Origin of the sequence: Vibrio sp. HB236076 (assembly GCF_040957575.1) — a bacterium.
Classification (GTDB): domain Bacteria; phylum Pseudomonadota; class Gammaproteobacteria; order Enterobacterales; family Vibrionaceae; genus Vibrio.
On record NZ_CP162601.1, the window covers coordinates 225,855 to 243,973 of the forward strand.

Sequence of the window (18,119 nt, forward strand, 5' to 3'; positions counted from 1 at the left end):
CATGCTTTTTTTATACCTTGAATAATAGAGGTCATCTTTCAAGAGCCAGTCAGGTCTCTAATGGCAACGTCATCATCACCGAAGGTGACCGTGTTAACTTATTTGAAGTGAATGATGATGGGGACACGGTATGGAACGACGTCACCCCCGGTTGATAGTTCAGGCATCATGACGCAAGGCAGTGACTCAGAAAATAATGGTGTCTTTCACGCTTATCGTTATCCCACCAATTATCATGGGTTGGCCTATTACTGTTTGGTTTCATCGGGAAGTATTGAATCGGGCACCGGTACCAGAACTTGCACACGATACTATTCATCGCCCTTTTCGCTAAAGAGGGTACTGAGCGAATCAGCGAATTTAGTCTTTGTCGTCGCTCTTTAGCATACGGCGTTATACGTGATGAAAAGCGCATCAGTAAATCGAACAAATACTCGCCAATTTTTTTCTTTTGTGATAAAAAAATAGTCAATGGCGGCAAAGGTTTGCCGCACAGTGGTGGTTTTTTATTAAAGCTTGCCACTCGGTGGCCGATAGCCTTTTCATACCCAATACGTTTGAATTGACCAGACCTGCGTGGAAAGAGCCCTATGATGTTTGTAAAACGACTTCGCCCTTTGATGGCTGCCATACTGTATGTCAGTGCGCTCAGCACAGCTCAAGCAGAACTGCAACCTGTCGGGCCGCCAGTGCCGATTTATAGCGAAGCCGAGCTTATCAAGCTGATTAACGAAAACAAACACCTAGAAAGAGTACGTGCGGATAAATGTCAGCTGGTCGAAGACATCGTCGCGCGGGCAACCCGGATCAATTTACCGGCTTATGAGTTTCTTTATGGCGATATGCTAGCGTGGGGTGTGTGTGTTGACCAAGATGTTGAATTGGGGCTTTACTATATGGAAAATGCCGCTCATCAGGGGTTAGCGGCGGCTTTAGAACAATTAGGGCGCTATTACTCACAAGGAACACTGGTGCAACAAGATAAGGAGCGCGCCATTCCCTACCTAAGAGAAGCGGCTTCTCAAGGCAATTTAAAAGCGCGAATTCAATTAGCAGAACTGTTATTGCGCGATTATGGTAGCCCTTTGGATTACGAAGAAGCGTATCGCTGGTTGTATCAATCGGTGACAGCGGATCAACGTCAGCATCGACGTATTGCCATGTTACGCGATGGTCTGGCAGCGCGTATGCCGGAAAATATTATTGCTCGCGCGAAACGTCGCGAAGTTTTCTGGTAATCGCTTTACTTGGTGATTTCGCATTACGGGGCATTGTTTCGCCTCGTCTATGCGATTTATTGATGCCAACCTGCCTACTTACCTCAACAACCTGATTGGTTTTGTGGATTAATTTCTCTCTCATTTCTATCTCTTGTGTGATTCTGCTCTTTCCTTCGATATACTGGCGATAAATTCGCTCAACTTAGGCGTAGCAATGACCGACAGTATTCAAAACGATCCCTTTGCCGATCGCGAATCTCAAAATTATGACAACCCGGTACCGAGCCGCGAGTATTTACTCGAATTTCTCAAGCAAGCTAAAGTACCGATGAATCGCAATGACTTATTTGAGGCGCTCGGCCTTGATGGTGAAGAACAATACGAAGGCTTACGTCGTCGTTTACGGGCAATGGAGCGCGATGGCCAATTGGTGTTTACTCGTCGCCAGTGTTATGCCTTACCTGAAAAAATTGAAATGATCAAAGGCACCGTGATCGGCCACAAAGATGGTCACGGCTGGCTACGTCCTGAAGGCAGCACCAAAAAAGAAGATGATATTGTGTTGCCACATCATCAAATGCGTCAAGTGATTCACGGCGATTATGTCCTCGTCCAACCGACAGACAACAGCAAACGCGGTCGCCGAGAAGGGCGTATTGTTCGCATTCTCGAGGCGCGACAAACGCAAATTGTTGGCCGCTTTTTCCTCGAGTACGATCATGCCTTTGTCGTGCCGGATGACTCGCGAATTACCCAAGATATCTTGATCCCCAATGATAAGCGCTTAGGGGCTCGTATGGGTAATGTCGTGGTGGTCAATATTGTCGAGCGCGCAACTCGCAACCGCGGTATGGTTGGTGAAATCGTTGAAGTACTGGGTGAAACTATGGCGCCCGGAATGGAGACTCAGATTGCGATCCGTACTCATCAAATACCTCATGAATGGCCAGACGACGTCTTAAAACAGATTGACGGCCTGGGCGAAGAAGTGCCAGAAAAAGCCAAACAAGGCCGCGTTGATTTGCGCCAGTTGCCCCTTGTGACGATTGATGGCGAAGATGCACGCGATTTTGATGATGCCGTATACTGTGAAGCCAAAGCCAGTGGTGGTTGGCGCTTATGGGTGGCGATTGCCGATGTAAGTTATTATGTCCGCCAGGGCAGTGCACTTGATAAAGAAGCGATCAACCGCGGCAACTCAGTGTATTTTCCTAGCCAAGTTGTGCCGATGTTACCAGAAGTTCTCTCCAATGGCCTTTGCTCATTGAATCCACAAGTGGATCGTTTGTGCATGGTTTGTGAGATGACGATTTCTGCTAATGGTCGTTTGTCCGGTTATAAACATTACGAAGCAGTGATGAATTCCCATGCGCGTTTGACGTACAACAAGGTCGGGGCGATCCTCGACGGTGATGAAACGCTGCGAGAGCGTTATCAAGATGTGGTACCACATTTAGAGCAATTACACGCCATGTACAACGTGCTAAAAGCGTCGCGAGCAGCACGCGGTGCGATTGAATTTGAAAGCGTGGAAACGAAATTTATTTTTAATGCACAACGCAAAATTGATCGCATTGAACCTGTCATTCGTAACGATGCACACAAGATCATCGAAGAGTGTATGATCCTGGCCAATATTGCTTCGGCGTCCTTGGTGGAAAAAGCAAAAGAGCCCTCGCTTTATCGTATTCACGAAGCGCCTGGTGAGCAGCGCTTGGTCGGTTTTAGAGACTTTTTATCTGAGTTGGGTCTGAATTTAAAAGGGGGCTTAGAGCCATCGCCAACCGATTACGCTGATTTGGTTGGACAGATTGAGCAGCGCCCCGATAAAGAGCTCATTCAAACGATGTTGTTACGCTCAATGAAGCAAGCGGTCTACAACGCGGATAACATTGGTCACTTTGGTTTGGCATTAAAGCGTTACGCGCACTTTACGTCACCGATCCGTCGCTACCCCGATTTGCTATTGCATCGCGCCATTAAATACTTAATTGCCAAAGAAGCAGGAACAAATCAAGATCGTTGGACGCCAACAGGCGGTTATCATTACTCGTTTGATGATATGGATGTCTACGGCGAGCAATGTTCCATGACGGAGCGCCGTGCCGATGATGCGACGCGCGAAGTGTCGGATTGGCTCAAATGTGAGTACATGCAGGATCACGTCGGTGAAGAGCTTGATGGTGTGATCGCCAATGTCACCAGTTTTGGCTTCTTTGTCCGGTTAACTGAGCTACACATTGATGGTTTAGTCCATATCTCTAACCTAGATAACGACTATTACCATTTTGATGCCGTTGGCCAGCGTTTAAAAGGTGAAAGCTTCGGGGCTATTTACCGTCTCGGTGATGAGGTGAAAGTCAAGGTTCGCGCGGTGAACCTCGACGAGCGCCAAATTGATTTTGAATTGGTGGGGACCAGTCGCCAACCTCGCGGCAAAGGAAAAACCGCGAAAAAACGTGCGTTGGAAGCAAAACAAAAAGCGAAGGCGAAAAAACAAAAAGCTAGCAAAGCAAAACCTTTGGTTGAGCCGACAAAACGTCCAGAGGGAAAAGCGGAGAAACCTGCCAAGGGAAAAGCATCAAAAGAGAGAGCAGCTAAGCGCCCAAGCAGAAGAAAAGCGAATAAAAAAAGCAAACCCAGTACCGGTAATTAATCTTAGAACTCCCCGTCAATGGGGGAACTGAGTCGATCAAAGCGTCAACGAGAAAGAAAATGAGTAACGAATTTATTTATGGTATTCACGCTATTCAAGCGGTATTAGAGCGTGATCCCGCCCGTTTTATTGAAGCCTTTGTGCTTAAGGGACGTCAAGATGATCGCCTATTGCCTTTGCTAAACGAGCTCAATGTGATTGGGGTATCGATTCAGCAAATGGGACGAAAAGCGTTAGACGAAAAAGCTCAAGGGGCTAACCATCAGGGAATTATTGCCCGAGTTAAGCCGGCAAAGAGCTACAACGAAAATGATCTTGACGGTTTACTCGCTGAGAACCGAACCCCGTTATTTTTAGTGCTCGATGGCGTGACTGACCCTCATAACCTCGGTGCGTGTCTGCGCAATGCTGACGCGGCCGGTGTTGCAGCGGTTATCGTGCCAAAAGACAAGTCCGCCCCATTAACCGCGACAGTGAGCAAAGTCGCGTGTGGTGCAGCTGAAACTGTGCCCTTAGTACGAGTGACTAACCTTGCTCGTACCATGCGTGAGTTGCAGCAAAAAGGGGTTTGGTTTGTCGGCACCGCGGGTGAGGCAACCCACGATATTTACCAAGCCAACTTATCCGGCCCTCTCGCCATCGTGATGGGGGCAGAAGGCGATGGTATGCGTCGTTTGACCCGAGAAACGTGTGACGACTTGATCAAAATCCCTATGGCCGGTGCGGTGTCGAGCCTCAATGTATCGGTGGCGGCAGGGGTGTGTTTGTTTGAGGCCGTGCGCCAACGATTGTCAAAAAACGCATAACGACCCGTGCTTGTATACTGAGTGACCCACGAGTTTGATAGAAGAGAGAAACAGTTTGAAATTTAAGTTAATTGCATTTGATTTAGATGGCACCTTACTCGATAGCGTGCCAGATTTGGCCCTGGCGGCACAACAAACCGTAAAAGAGTTGGGTTACCCAGCGGTGACAGAAGAGCAAGTTCGCGATTACGTTGGCAATGGCGCCGATATTTTAATCGGTCGTGCGTTGAGCCAAAGTATCGATGTGAATCCAGAGATCCCTGTCCAGGTATTGCAACAAGCACGTCATTTGTTTGATGAGTTTTACGCCCAAAGTGGCCATCGTGCGAGTCATTTGTACCCCAATGTAGCGAGCACATTAGCGGCACTGAAAAAATCCGGTCACACCTTGGCGATTGTGACGAATAAACCGTCTAAGTTCGTTCCTGAAATCTTAGAGCAACACGCGATCGGTGAGTATTTTTCCGAAGTCTTAGGTGGCGACGCCTTTGCGGAGAAAAAGCCCAACCCAGTCGCCTTGTTGCATCTACAAGAAAAGTTTGCGGTTAGCGCTGAAGACATGTTGATGGTCGGCGACTCGAAAAATGACATTCTAGCCGCGCGTAATGCCGGTTGCCAGGTTCTTGGTTTGACCTATGGTTACAACCACGGAGAACCTATCAACGATTCCGCGCCAGACTACGTCTCTGATGATATTAATGTATTGCTAGATATCGTAAAATAAGCGATAACACGGTAGAAAGGGAAGTGGGTGACATGCTTACGACCCTTTCTCTAGGCATAGGCCAATAATGGCCGGTAAATCATACCCAATTGATTATCACCTTGCTGAGGCCAAAGGGAACGTCGAATTGGTATCACGTTTAAATTAAAAAGAAGTCAAAGGAAACTAGCTAATGAGCAAGCCCATCGTTTTAAGTGGTGTTCAACCTTCTGGTGAACTGAGTATTGGTAACTACTTGGGTGCGCTTCGTCAATGGCAACAAATGCAAGACGATTACGATTGTCAATATTGTGTGGTTGATCTTCACGCCGTCACTGTGCGTCAAGACCCCAAGGCATTGCGCGAAGCAACACTCGATGCCTTAGCCGTCTGTCTTGCTGTTGGTGTTGATCCGAAGAAGAGCACTCTCTTCGTACAATCTCATGTGCCAGAACACGCTCAGCTAGGATGGCTTCTTAACTGTTACACCCAAATGGGTGAACTGCAGCGCATGACGCAGTTCAAAGATAAATCTTCGCGCTATGCCAATGACGTTAACGTCGGTTTGTTTGGCTACCCAGTGCTGATGGCGGCAGATATTTTATTGTATGGCGCTCACCAAGTCCCGGTGGGGAGCGATCAAAAACAACATCTCGAGTTGGCTCGTGATATTGCGACGCGCTTTAATAATATTTACAGCCCAGAGTCGCCGATTTTTACCGTGCCTGAGCCTTATATTCCACAAGTGAATGCTCGAGTGATGAGCTTACAAGATGCGACTAAGAAGATGTCTAAATCAGACGATAATCGCAAGAATGTTATCACTATCTTGGAAGATCCTAAGTCGATCATCAAAAAGATCAACAAGGCGCAAACGGACACAGAAACGCCACCGCGCATTGCCCATGATGTTGAAAATAAAGCGGGAATTGCGAACTTGATGGGATTGTATAGTGCTGCAACTGGATTGAGCTTTGCAGACATCGAAGAGAAGTACCGCGGTGTGGAAATGTACGGCCCATTCAAAAAAGACGTTGGTGAAGCGGTTGTCGCCATGCTAGAGCCAGTACAAGAAGCGTATCAACGCATTCGCAATGATGAGGCTTACTTGCAAGACGTGATGCGTCAAGGTGCCGAAAAAGCCTCTGAGCGTGCGGCCGTCACCTTGGCCAAAGCTTATCAGGCTGTCGGGTTTGTTACTCGCCCATAGCCCATTTCGTCAAGGCCTGTTGTTGCAGGCCTTGTTTGTTTCGGTCATCGATCATCGTGATCGTTTTTTGTTTGTTCACAGTGTCTCCCGCCATGCTAGTCATCATCGATAATTACGATTCTTTTACTTACAACCTCTACCAGTATTTTTGCCAACTTGGTGCTCAAGTGACCGTCGTGCGCAACGATGCGATTGACCTTGACGGGCTCAAGGCACTCAATCCCTCTCATTTAGTGATTTCTCCTGGGCCATGTACACCTAACGAAGCCGGTATTTCAATTCAGGCCATACAAGCCTTTTCTGGCCATATTCCCATTTTGGGGGTATGTCTTGGCCATCAGGCCATTGCCCAGGCTTTTGGGGCGAACGTCGTCAAAGCTCGCCAAGTGATGCACGGAAAAACATCGCCCATTCGTCATAACAACACCAGTGTGTTTAAAGGGCTGAATAACCCACTTACGGTGACGCGTTATCATTCTTTGGTGGTGGAGTCACACTCTTTACCCGATGATTTTGAATTGACGGCTTGGACTGAGTACAGTGATGGCTCTTTTGATGAAATCATGGGCTTTTGCCACCGAACGCTGGCGATTGAAGGGGTGCAGTTTCACCCGGAATCCATCAAAACGGAGCAGGGACTCGACTTGTTGGCCAACTTTTTAACTCGCCAGTCAGGCCAAGGCTAAGTAACACTCGCTTTATTGATTGCTTATTCATAATAGCATTAATCGATTTTTTTGACTTATTCTCTTATTTACTTGCCTTTTTGAGAATATTGCCGTATTTTTATTTTGTTTAAATATGCATTTTATATGATTATTTATGTGTCAGGTTCGACGGTTAAGCAGGCGAGAACGTCGTTTCCGTGTCGTGGCATAATGCAGCCGTGAAAAAACAGTAAGGACATAAAATGAGTGAGCATTCTCCGATCAATAGAGCGTTATTCAGTGATGTCATGGTTCCCTGCTACAGTCCAATGGCCATGGTACCAGTCAAAGGGCAAGGTGCACGCCTGTGGGATCAAGAGGGCAATGAGTATATTGATCTCGCTGGTGGTATTGCCGTGAGCTGCCTTGGCCATTGCCATCCAGCCATGGTATCAGCAGTTAACGAACAGGCGCAAAAATTATGGCATGTCAGCAATGTCATGACCAATGAACCGGCACTAAAATTGGCGAAAACGTTAACCGAGCTCAGCTTTGCTGATAAGGTGTTTTTTGCAAACTCAGGCGCTGAAGCCAATGAAGCCGCGTTAAAATTGGCCCGTCGTTATAGTGCTGATAAATTCAATGCTGAAAAAACAGAAATTATTGCTTTTGTACAAGGTTTCCACGGCCGTACTTTCTTTACCGTGACGGTGGGTGGGCAGTCGAGCTATTCGGACGGTTTTGGACCTAAGCCCGGTGATATCACTCACTTGCCTTATAACGATATTAAGACGTTGCAAGCGCATATGTCTGAGCGCACATGCGCGGTGATCATGGAGCCTTTACAAGGCGAAGGTGGGGTTATTGAACCCGATGCCGAATTTGTTCAGCAGGTTCGTCAATTGTGTGACCAACATCAAGCCTTGCTGATATTTGATGAAGTACAGACCGGCAATGGCCGTACTGGGGAATTTTATGCTTACCAGCACTTAGGGGTGACTCCTGACATTCTCAGCACGGCGAAATCTTTAGGTGGCGGTTTTCCTATTGGCGCTATGTTGACGACGACAGAGCTGGCAGAACACTTTCAACCGGGTACACATGGCTCGACTTATGGGGGGAACCCTTTGGCCTGTGCTGTCGCGCAAGCGGTTGTCGATATTACTTCTCAGGCAGACACTTTGGCTGGGGTGAAAGAGCGCGAGCAATGGTTACGTGAAGGGTTAGCTGCGATTAATCAACAGTACCCGATATTTGCAGAGATCCGTGGTAAAGGGTTATTAATTGGCGCGGCTTTAAATGAACAATGGCAAGGACGCGCAAAAGAGATTCTGACCGCGGCTGGCGAGCAAGGTTTATTGGTCTTGGTTGCGGGAGCCAATGTTGTTCGTTTTACTCCTTCACTGGTCATCACTAAAGAAGAAATGAATGAAGGCCTTAAGCGTTTGGAAAAAGCCGTCGCGAGTTTGTTTTAATACCTAACCGCGACTTTCTAGTGGTTATTTACTACTGATTTACGCGGGTTAGTATCGCCAATTCATTATGCCTGGCCTGTTGGGCCGGGCATTTTTTTACTCTTTTTCATTTCGAATTCCTTTCTATTTCTATCAATAGATGATGGCTTTTTCATCATGAGCTTTGATTATTTTTCTGCTCATACGGCTGTTACAATCGCGCTGATCTTATCTTGTGACATGAATATACTCTCCCTCACTCAATCAAAATGAGTGTCAGGCGATGAGCAGCGTTCATTTTTCTTTGAGAGTAAAGCATCATGAAACCTTTTGTAGACACGAAAAAGCCAGACAATAAACGCGTTATTGATGGAGTATACGAAACAGGGAAAATGCGTCTCACCATTGCTGAATCAATGGTGAGCAAGCAATTTAAATCCAAAGAAAGCACTCATAGGCGCTATATGATTGAAAAGTTGGCGCTCATACAGCTTAAAGGGATCAAAGGTTTTCCTCAGTTACTAGAGAGCTTTGATGACATGCATCTTTTGCGTATGACACGCTTGAGCGGGGTACGACCCAATCGCCTATCAGAGTCACACTTACACCAGTTGCACCACTTAGTCAGAGCAATGCTCAAAGCGGGCGTAGCACGTCACTCATTGCCGATTCGCGATCTGTTGGTGTCACCACAAGGCAAAATCAGTATGGTCGACTTTGAGCGCGCTACCTTAAAGTCTCGAAGCAGTTGGCTAACTTGGTGGGTCGCTAAGCAAGTTTCTTTGTATCATTTGTATCGTCTTATGGCTCAGTATCAACCGCAGATGCTCACCCCTAGACAAAGCCGTTTTGTGCAATACAGCTTGATGTTGCGAGGCCTAGTTCACAAGGTTAATCACCTTTAAATCTCGATCATCTTGAAATGGATTGATGAGACGAAAAAAAACGCCTGAGCTTAGCCCAGGCGTTTGATTTATTCGTCGTTCTCTGTCGCAACAATAAAAAGTTAACGTGTGCCGTAAACGACAATAGTTTTGCCGTGCGCAGAGATGAGATTTTGCTCTTCAAGCATTTTCAAAATACGACCTACGGTCTCGCGAGAACAGCCAACGATTTGACCAATTTCTTGGCGAGTAATTTTGATCTGCATGCCATCAGGGTGCGTCATCGCATCGGGCTGTTTGGCTAGGTTCAGTAACGTTTGTGCAATGCGACCGGTTACGTCAAGGAAAGCAAGATCACCCACTTTTTGACTGGTTACTTGCAGGCGTTTTGATACTTGACTCGCCAAACGCATCAACACTTCTGGGTTGACTTGAATCAGCTGACGGAATTTTTTGTACGAGATCTCAGCCACTTCACAGGCGCTTTTCGCACGAACCCAAGCCGTACGCTCAAGGCCTTCTTCAAATAAGCCTAGCTCGCCAATAAAGTCACCTTGATTGAGGTAAGAAAGGATCATTTCTTTGCCTTCTTCATCTTTAATCAAAACGGCAACGGTGCCTTTGACAATGAAGTATAAGGTTTCGGCTTTCTCTCCCGCGTGAATCAAAGTACTCTTTGACGGGTATTTATGAATGTGACAGTGAGACAAGAACCAATCTAATGTTGGATCGGTATTCGGTTTACTTAGAACCATAATCTTTTACTTCCTCTGCAGAGTGCACTTGCTGCTATCCATAGTGTAGCGAAGCTGAAAACCAGACTCCTAGCATAAGAGTTCCATCGACTCGCTGCAAGTATTGTTCTTTATCATAAAATTTGTATCTGTTACTAGATACTTATCTCGATTCTAACTACTTTCGTCAAGCAAGTTCGCAGTAAAAGTGTGCACACTGTCACATATTTATTATTCCTTGCTGTGAATGGAAAAGAATTAGCTGATTTTACCGGATTCTATCAATTGCTGAAGCAAGGGCCGCACGATCAATTCCATGGCAAAGCTCATTTTGCCACCAGGTACGACAAGCGTATTGTGACGTGACATAAAAGAACCGTCGATCATGGCTAATAAATAAGGGAAGTCGACGTTTTTAATGCCTCGAAAGCGAATGACGACAAAGCTCTCATCTAAACTGGGTATGCCTTTCGCATTCAGTGGGTTGGAGGTATCAACGGTTGGCACGCGCTGAAAATTGATATGAGTCCGTGAAAACTGCGGGGTGATAAAGTTCAAGTAATCGTCCATTGAGCGAACGATGGAGTCCATCACGGCTTCGCGCGAGTGACCTCGGTCACGGGTATCGCGGACAAACTTTTGAATCCACTCCAAGTTCACGATAGGTACCATACCGATCAAAAAATCGACGTGTTGCGCGACGTTGACTTCACCGTCGACCACGCCACCGTGTAAGCCTTCGTAAAAAAGCACATTGGTATCGTCGGGTAATTCTTGCCAAGGGGTGAACGTTCCCGGCATTTGATTAAAAGGGACCGCTTCATCAAAGCTGTGCAGGTAGCGACGTACTTGACCGCTGCCATCGCGCCCATAGCGACGAAAAAAATTGGCCAGCGATTCGAAGTCGTTGGCTTGTGGACCAAAGTAGCTGATATGGCGACCTTGTTCACGGGCTTTGCGTATTTCAATGTCCATTTCTGGGCGCGTGAAGCGATGGAAGCTATCCCCTTCAACCCACGCGGGTTTGATGCTCAACATATTGAACATTTTGCGAAAAGCTTCGGAAGTGGTTGTAGTTCCGGCACCCGATGAACCGGTGACGGCGATGATAGGATGTTTCGCTGACATGACAACCCTTGTCTTATTTCAACACAACCTGTGTTTATAACGGTTAGTATGTAATGTTGCCGAAGACAATATCATGAACACATGGCTGAGACTGATTTAAACGGCAACAATGGGATGGCTTTCTCACCTTGAGTTAGCCAAACAAATAATTCTACTGGTAGCATACCACAAACACGCATCTGTGATCACAACGCATCGTGTGTTGCTTGAGTCATTGATTGACGAGTTTGAATATTGACGGTTTCGTGAAGTTCAGAATAAACGACGTGGGCCTCACCACGAGCGAGTAAGGTTTTAACTTGTGCGACTTTCTCACTCAATGAAACTTCATGTTCACCGTAATCGGTCCCTTCGCGCAAAACAAATTGCTCGATTAAGTTCTCTAACGCGTCAGGGCTGATGTCTTGCCAAGGAACGATCATATTGTCCTCCATAAAAGTAATACATCGCATTTTATACTAATTCAGCGATGACTGTGATCAAGATTGACCGAGCTTTTTCTCAATGGTTTGAATTTCGTGCCGATAAAGACGCAAAAATAAACGTGACCTTATTCACTTTTATAAGTTGCAATACCTGTGTTTATGCCATTGTTTGCCATTAAGATTGGCCGAAAGATTGATAGTAAGAAGGCAAGCTTTCTTCTAACCAAAAGCGCGGCTTTAAAGATGATCCAGTCAAGAAGCCCACATGCCCACCATGGGGAAGCAATTGATAGTCGATGTACTCCGATAATACATAGCGGGGGATGACGGCCTCAGTCATAAAAGGATCGTCTTGAGCATGAATAATTTGTGTTGGTATTGTAATGTCGTTTAAGCGTGTCAGGGCGGAGCATTGTTGGTAGTAATCTTGTGCGTTGCTAAAGCCATTGAGTGGCGCGGTCAATTGGTCATCGAAGTCTGATAACTGTTTAATGGCGGAGATATCATCGGCTTTTAAACCAAGCTGTTGCTCGATCAAATTGGCTTTGAGCAAGGCATTGCGTTTGAGTGAGTTGAGTAAGTAGCGGCAATACACTTTTGAAAAACCCTGTTCGATGCGCTGTGAACAGGCCGCAAGATCGAAGGGAGCAGACACTATACTGGCCGCGCTCAGCTTGGGGTTATCTCGATATTGGGCGAGGTAGTTCGCTAACATATTGCCACCCAGAGAAACACCCAGAGCGACTTTGGCCTGATGTGGGAAGTGCTCATCAAGTAATTCAATCACTTGGCGAGCATCGTCCGTATGCCCCGAATGGTAAGAACGAGCATAGCGGTTTGGTTCTCCGCTGCAACCGCGAAAATGCATCATCACACAGAGCCAGCCGGCTTTTTTAAAAGCTTGCATAATGCCATTGGCGTAAGGGCTATTAAAGTGGCCCTCTAAGCCGTGAAACAAGATGAAAATCGGTTTGTGTGTCACGTGTGGGCTTTGCCAATACTCACTCCATGCGAGGTCGATAAAATCACCATCGCGCGTATCGACTCGTTGCCAAAAGGGGGTAAATAAGGGCTTACGGCGAATCAATCGCGGCAATAAGGTTTGTAGGTGTGGGTTGGTAAGCCAAGTTGGCGAAGAAAATTGCGTCATAGTCAAACAGCCTTAAACTTTCTTTGTGATGGGGTGGCAAAATAACGACGTTCCACAATAACGTTTTCTCTTCATTATACCCATCTCATGAAACGCATGCTCAATGACCACTTCGCAATTAGCGGTTTAATCAGGTAAAACGAAAGCATCGCTTTCCTTCGGTTACGGTCTATTGAGTGAAGTGGGTATTGGTTAAACGTCGCCGCGAGAAGCATTCGGCACTAAACTCTGATAGAGCGTATCGCTGGCACCGAGCTGATGGCAGTATTGCCATGCGAGTGGCGAGTCGGTGTTTTTGACTAATGACAAGGTCGCTAACGTGGCGACCAAGTCGTGTTGTTGCTGCTGCTCAAGTTGCAACTCAAATTGAAGACTTTCGCGATACAAGGTATCGACCACTGAGGCTTTCAGTTTGCGTCTGAGTTCGCGAAAGTCAGTCAATAAGTGCTCGCAACGTTGCAAACTGTGCCATAGTTGCTGCCAACCTTGACGGTCGAAGCTCAACTGATGTTGATCCAACCAAATCAACAATAGAGCAAAATTAACATTGCCGTGATAGCGATTTTGCAGCGTTAAGCAGGCGTCTTTTACCCCAGCCACTGTGTAGTAGTGCAGACTGAACTGCCAAAAGTCTTCGCTTGTCAGTGGGGAAAAGTCCTGCGGTTGGGTCATGGCAATACTTACTCCTGTTCCATTTGCTCGAGAAGCTCTTGTTGGTCCATCCATTCGAGCTCTATCAATTCTAATTCGGATTTTGCTTCGGCCTGCTCACTGAGAATTTGGGTGAGCTTGGCTTTGTTTTCCGGTTGATAGAGATCGTTATCTCCGAGCTGTGTTTCACATTTTTGCAGCTTCTCATTTAAACAGTCTAGCTGTTTTTCAAGCTTTTGCAGTTTTTTGCGAACAGGCGCGGTTTTCTGTCGGAGTTCGGCTTGGCGGCGTTTTTGATCTTTTTTGGCAGCAGCGCTGTGTTGTTTGTCGCTATTGTCATTGTTATTGCTGGCTTTTTTGGCCATTTTCTGTTGCTCGGTCAACCAGCGGTAATAATCATTGAGATCGCCATCAAAAGGTTCAACGGCTTGGTTGTCGACTAAGTACAAATCGTCGGTCGTGGCGCGCAGTAAGTAACGATCGTGGCTGACGATCACCATGGCTCCGTCGAAGGTTTGCAACGCCATGGTGAGGGCTTGGCGCATATCGAGGTCAAGGTGGTTGGTTGGTTCATCGAGCAACAATAAATTTGGCTTTTGCCAAACCAGCAGTGCTAAGACTAAGCGCGCTTTCTCCCCTCCGGAAAAAGGCCCAATAACCTCAAGGGCTTTGTCACCTTGAAAACCAAAGCTGCCTAAATAGTCCCGTAGTTGCTGCTCTGTTTGGTCAGCAGCGATTTGCATCATGTGTTGTAATGGGCTTTCTTCTGGGTGCAAGGTTTCAAGTTGATGCTGGGCGAAATAGCCAATTTTAACCCCTTGGGAATAAGTTAATTGGCCCGATTGTGGTTTCAGTTCACCGGAAAGCAGTTTAATTAAGGTTGATTTGCCCGCGCCGTTGCGACCGAGAAGACCTATTCGACTGCCAGGGACTAAATTGAGTTTGATTTTATTGAGAATTAAGCGTGTATCGTAACCAGCACTGACTTCATCCATCATTAAAATGGGGTTGGGCAATGCATTGGGTTCGCGAAAAGCAAAGCTAAACGGGTTGTCGAGTTGTGCAGGTAGCACTTGCTCCATTTTTTCCAGCGCTTTAATTCGGCTTTGAGCCTGGCGTGCTTTCGAGGCTTTGTAGCGAAAGCGATCAATGTAGCTTTGCATGTGCGCCATTTGTTTTTGTTGTTTTTCAAATTGCGCTTGTTGCAGGATCAACTTTTGTGCACGTTGCGTTTCAAACGAGGAGTAGTTGCCGGTGTACTCGTGAAGCTTTTGATTTTCAATGTGGATAATACGAGAAACAACGGGGTCTAAAAAGTCACGGTCGTGTGAGATCAACACCAGGGTACCGGGGTAGTTTTGCAGCCATTTTTCAAGCCACATGACCGCATCGAGGTCTAAGTGGTTGGTGGGTTCGTCGAGCAACAACAAGTCTGAACGGCACAACAAAGCTTGCGCCAGGTTTAGCCTCATACGCCAACCACCAGAAAACCCGGTCAGTGGCCATTGCATCTGCTCTTGGCTAAACCCGAGGCCGTCGAGCAACTCTGCCGCTCGAGCTTGAATGCTATAACCGCCAATGGTTTCAATTTGACCGTGCAGTAAAGCGGCTTGGTGGCCGTTGTCTTCCGCTTCTGCCCGTTGTAATTGGCGCTCGAGTTCTCGGTACTCTCGGTCACCATCAATCACATAGTCAATCGCGGCGCGCTCAATGGCTGGCGTTTCTTGTGCGACCCAAGCGAGTGCCCAATGGCTCGGTTGATGAAACTGGCCCGCATCGATGCTGAGTTCGTCTTTGATCAAGGCAAATAAAGTGGATTTCCCACAGCCATTTTTGCCCACTAAGCCTATTTTGTCACCGGGGTGAATGGTGGCGGAGGCTTGGTCTAACAGAGGTTTGCCGCCGCGAAGCAATTGAATATCAGAGAAGGTGATCATGGTTTTGTCAAACTGAGTTAAGAATTCTATGTGAATAGTAGGGGCTTGGGCGATTAATGTCGATCATTATGCAAATTCAGTTATGATACTAACATCACAGTAAGTCCTACGTTCGAGACAGGAGTAATAAGCATACATGATTGACAGTAATCCGACTGCCCCTTCCGACCGGCCAAAAGTGCTGGTGATACTCGCCCACCCCGATCCTGAACAGTCGGTGGTCAATCAGTTGATGATTCAGCATATTACCGACTTAGAGCATGTCACGGTTCACGATATTTATGCCGCTTATCCTGAGTTTTTTATTGATGTGAAACACGAGCAGGGTTTGCTGTTGACTCATGATGTTATCGTCTTTCAACATCCACTGTTCATGTATTCATGCCCCGCATTACTGAAAGAGTGGATTGACCGAGTATTGGTTAAAGGGTTTGCGTTTGGCAAAGGCCGCGCATTGGAGGGCAAACTGTGGCGCAGCGTCATTACTGCTGGAGGCCAAGCCCGGGCTTTTAGTCAATTCGGTTACAATAAATACCCACTCGAACAAATCCTGCAACCCTTTGAATTAACCGCCTCTTTGTGTCGAATGCAATGGGTAGAGCCCATGGTGCTCTATTGGGCGCGCGGTGTGACTCAGCACGAGCAGTATCAACACGCAGAGCAGTATCGACAATGGCTGAGCGACCTAAGAGGAGTCAATCATGGCACTGACTAATGAAGTATTACAAAGCAGTATTATTTTCCTTGCGGCCGCGGTGGTTACCGTGCCGATTGCACAGCGTTTAGGACTCGGCTCGGTATTGGGTTATTTATTAGCCGGTGTGGTGATTGGTCCATGGGGGTTGGGTTTTATCAGTGATGCGGAAGCGATTTTACACTTTGCCGAGCTTGGCGTGGTGCTGCTGCTGTTTATCATTGGACTTGAGCTCAATCCTAAAAAGTTGTGGAAATTGCGTGGGCCGATACTGGGGTTGGGTGGGGCACAAGTCATTGTCACAACCTGTATTTTATCGGTCGCAATCCATATGCTCGCCTTTAGCTGGCAAGTGAGTCTCGTGGTGGCAATGGGTTTGGCTTTGTCTTCGACCGCCATCGCGTTGAGAGTCATAGAAGAGCAAGCGCTTGGTGGTACTGAGACGGGACAGTCGGGCTTTTCGGTGCTGTTGTTCCAAGATATTGCAGTAATACCCATTCTAGCGGTGCTACCTATGCTGGCGGGCAATCACAGCGGTGGTAGTTGGCTCGATGTCGCCACTATGCTTGGCGGTGTTATCGGGCTCTTTTTTGCAGGGCATTTTTTACTGCAACCTCTATTTCGTTACGTGGTGTTATCCGGCGTGCGTGAGTTGTTTACGGTGACCGCGCTTTTAGTGGTGTTAGGCGTGGCCTTTTTGATGCAAAAATTGGGTCTTTCCATGGCACTTGGGACCTTTCTGGCTGGGGTGTTATTGGCGGAAAGTGAGTATCGCCATGAATTAGAAATTGCGATAGAGCCCTTCAAGGGGTTGTTATTAGGGTTGTTCTTTATCGCGGTTGGTATGGTGGTGGATGTTAACCTCATTATGGCTCAGCCTTGGATTATTGTAGCTTCGGTATGCGCTTTGGTGACCATTAAAGGGTTTGTGCTGTATGGCTTAGCGAGGTTGGTGCAAATTGGCCCGAAGGCACGCAGTAAACTGGCGGTGATTCTGAGTCAAGGTGGTGAATTTGCTTTTGTTATTTTTACGGCAGCGAAAAGTGAGGGGTTGCTGAACCAAGATCAAGTGTCTTTCTTACTGGTGGTCGTCAGTTTATCTATGGTCACCACGCCTTTGCTGTTGAAAGGGCAAAAGTGGTGGTTTGGTCGTTCGTTGAATTACGCTCAAACTCAATCAGAGCCGATGGACAGTGATGTTGTTGACCGTGAGCCGCGAGTAATTATTGCTGGTTTTGGTCGTTTTGGACAAATTGTTGGCCGCTTGCTTTACGCGAATAAAATTCGCCTCACTGTGCTTGAAAGTGATGCCACGCAAATAAAATTACTGCGCAAATACGGCTACAAAGTGTTTTATGGTGACGCCACTCAACTAGATTTATTGCGCGCTGCGGGAGCGGAGAAGGCAGAGGCGCTTATCATTTGTACTCACTCTCCGGACGAGATGCTGCAGATCGTGAATTTGTGCAAGCGACACTTCCCCAATTTAAAAGTGATGGCTCGTGCGCGCAGTCGTGTTGAAGCCTATCAATTGATTCACCGTGGCGTCGATAACTACTCGCGGGAAACCTTCCTTGGCGCTTTGGACCTAGGGCGTCAAGCGCTGATCTCTTTGGGCATGCACCCTTATCAAGCGAAACGCGCTGAATCACGTTTTCGTCGCCTAGATAATGCTATGCTTAAAGAGCTGCTGCCATTGCACGGGGAAAGCAGTAACCTCGCAGAGCGTTCAAAAGAAGCGCGCAAAGAACTGGAAGAAATATTTGGTCGTGAGATGGAAAGTGAACGACGTCGTCACGATTGGGAATAAAGGAAAACTT

Annotated in this window: 16 protein-coding genes; 10 read left to right on the top strand and 6 right to left on the bottom strand. The window is 47.0% G+C overall.

From position 1 onward, the window contains the following. Window positions 1-620 precede the first annotated feature (620 nt). The 8 genes from AB0763_RS01055 to AB0763_RS01090 all read left to right on the top strand — a co-directional run bounded on the left by AB0763_RS01055 (window position 621) and on the right by AB0763_RS01090 (window position 9,601). Window positions 621-1,238 (top strand): tetratricopeptide repeat protein, encoded by a 618-nt coding sequence (locus tag AB0763_RS01055; protein WP_306101956.1) that lies wholly within the window; start codon window positions 621-623, stop codon window positions 1,236-1,238. Between the two features lie 196 nt (window positions 1,239-1,434). After that, window positions 1,435-3,876 carry a ribonuclease R gene (gene rnr, locus AB0763_RS01060; RefSeq protein ID WP_306101931.1) on the top strand — a complete coding sequence of 814 codons (2,442 nt, stop codon included), beginning with the start codon at window positions 1,435-1,437 and terminating at the stop codon, window positions 3,874-3,876. 59 nt (window positions 3,877-3,935) lie between these two features. After that, window positions 3,936-4,682, top strand: a complete 747-nt coding sequence (gene rlmB / locus AB0763_RS01065) for a 23S rRNA (guanosine(2251)-2'-O)-methyltransferase RlmB (protein ID WP_306101932.1) — start codon at window positions 3,936-3,938, stop codon at window positions 4,680-4,682. A gap of 55 nt (window positions 4,683-4,737) precedes the next feature. Further along, the gene (locus AB0763_RS01070; RefSeq protein ID WP_306101933.1) at window positions 4,738-5,406 is read left to right on the top strand and encodes a phosphoglycolate phosphatase; all 669 of its coding nucleotides are present in this window, start codon (window positions 4,738-4,740) and stop codon (window positions 5,404-5,406) included. Between the two features lie 172 nt (window positions 5,407-5,578). Next, on the top strand, window positions 5,579-6,595 hold the full coding sequence (gene trpS / locus AB0763_RS01075) for a tryptophan--tRNA ligase (protein WP_306101934.1): 1,017 nt from the start codon (window positions 5,579-5,581) through the stop codon (window positions 6,593-6,595). Between the two features lie 92 nt (window positions 6,596-6,687). Beyond that, window positions 6,688-7,281 (top strand): aminodeoxychorismate/anthranilate synthase component II, encoded by a 594-nt coding sequence (locus AB0763_RS01080; protein WP_306101935.1) that lies wholly within the window; start codon window positions 6,688-6,690, stop codon window positions 7,279-7,281. A 224-nt stretch (window positions 7,282-7,505) separates the two neighbouring features. Next, window positions 7,506-8,717 carry an aspartate aminotransferase family protein gene (locus tag AB0763_RS01085; protein ID WP_306101936.1) on the top strand — a complete coding sequence of 404 codons (1,212 nt, stop codon included), beginning with the start codon at window positions 7,506-7,508 and terminating at the stop codon, window positions 8,715-8,717. Window positions 8,718-9,016: 299 nt separating this feature from the next. Continuing rightward, window positions 9,017-9,601 (top strand): hypothetical protein, encoded by a 585-nt coding sequence (locus tag AB0763_RS01090; protein WP_306101937.1) that lies wholly within the window; start codon window positions 9,017-9,019, stop codon window positions 9,599-9,601. 101 nt (window positions 9,602-9,702) lie between these two features. On the opposite strand, the gene crp is transcribed toward AB0763_RS01090, so the two are convergent. From crp to AB0763_RS01120, 6 genes are all read right to left on the bottom strand, one after another. After that, window positions 9,703-10,335 carry a cAMP-activated global transcriptional regulator CRP gene (gene crp, locus AB0763_RS01095; protein ID WP_306101938.1) on the bottom strand — a complete coding sequence of 211 codons (633 nt, stop codon included), beginning with the start codon at window positions 10,333-10,335 and terminating at the stop codon, window positions 9,703-9,705. A gap of 237 nt (window positions 10,336-10,572) precedes the next feature. Next, a complete protein-coding gene (locus AB0763_RS01100; protein ID WP_306101939.1) occupies window positions 10,573-11,442 on the bottom strand; it encodes a phosphoribulokinase in 870 nt (289 codons plus the stop codon). Window positions 11,443-11,627: 185 nt separating this feature from the next. Further along, window positions 11,628-11,864, bottom strand: a complete 237-nt coding sequence (locus AB0763_RS01105; protein WP_306101940.1) for a YheU family protein — start codon at window positions 11,862-11,864, stop codon at window positions 11,628-11,630. A gap of 178 nt (window positions 11,865-12,042) precedes the next feature. Then, entirely contained in the window at window positions 12,043-13,017 is a 975-nt protein-coding gene (locus tag AB0763_RS01110; protein WP_306101941.1) for a hydrolase, read from the bottom strand. Between the two features lie 192 nt (window positions 13,018-13,209). Continuing rightward, window positions 13,210-13,689: a TIGR02444 family protein gene (locus AB0763_RS01115; protein WP_306101942.1), complete on the bottom strand. Its 480-nt coding sequence runs from the start codon at window positions 13,687-13,689 to the stop codon at window positions 13,210-13,212. An 8-nt stretch (window positions 13,690-13,697) separates the two neighbouring features. Next, window positions 13,698-15,605 carry an ABC transporter ATP-binding protein gene (locus tag AB0763_RS01120; RefSeq protein WP_306101943.1) on the bottom strand — a complete coding sequence of 636 codons (1,908 nt, stop codon included), beginning with the start codon at window positions 15,603-15,605 and terminating at the stop codon, window positions 13,698-13,700. 136 nt (window positions 15,606-15,741) lie between these two features. On the opposite strand from AB0763_RS01120, the gene kefG reads away from it, so the two are divergent. Both kefG and kefB read left to right on the top strand, forming a co-directional pair. After that, window positions 15,742-16,320 (top strand): glutathione-regulated potassium-efflux system ancillary protein KefG, encoded by a 579-nt coding sequence (gene kefG / locus AB0763_RS01125; protein WP_306101944.1) that lies wholly within the window; start codon window positions 15,742-15,744, stop codon window positions 16,318-16,320. Continuing rightward, window positions 16,307-18,109, top strand: coding sequence for a glutathione-regulated potassium-efflux system protein KefB (gene kefB / locus AB0763_RS01130; protein WP_306101945.1), 1,803 nt, complete (start codon window positions 16,307-16,309; stop codon window positions 18,107-18,109). The genes kefG and kefB overlap by 14 nt, the downstream gene beginning before the upstream one ends. Window positions 18,110-18,119 lie beyond the last annotated feature (10 nt).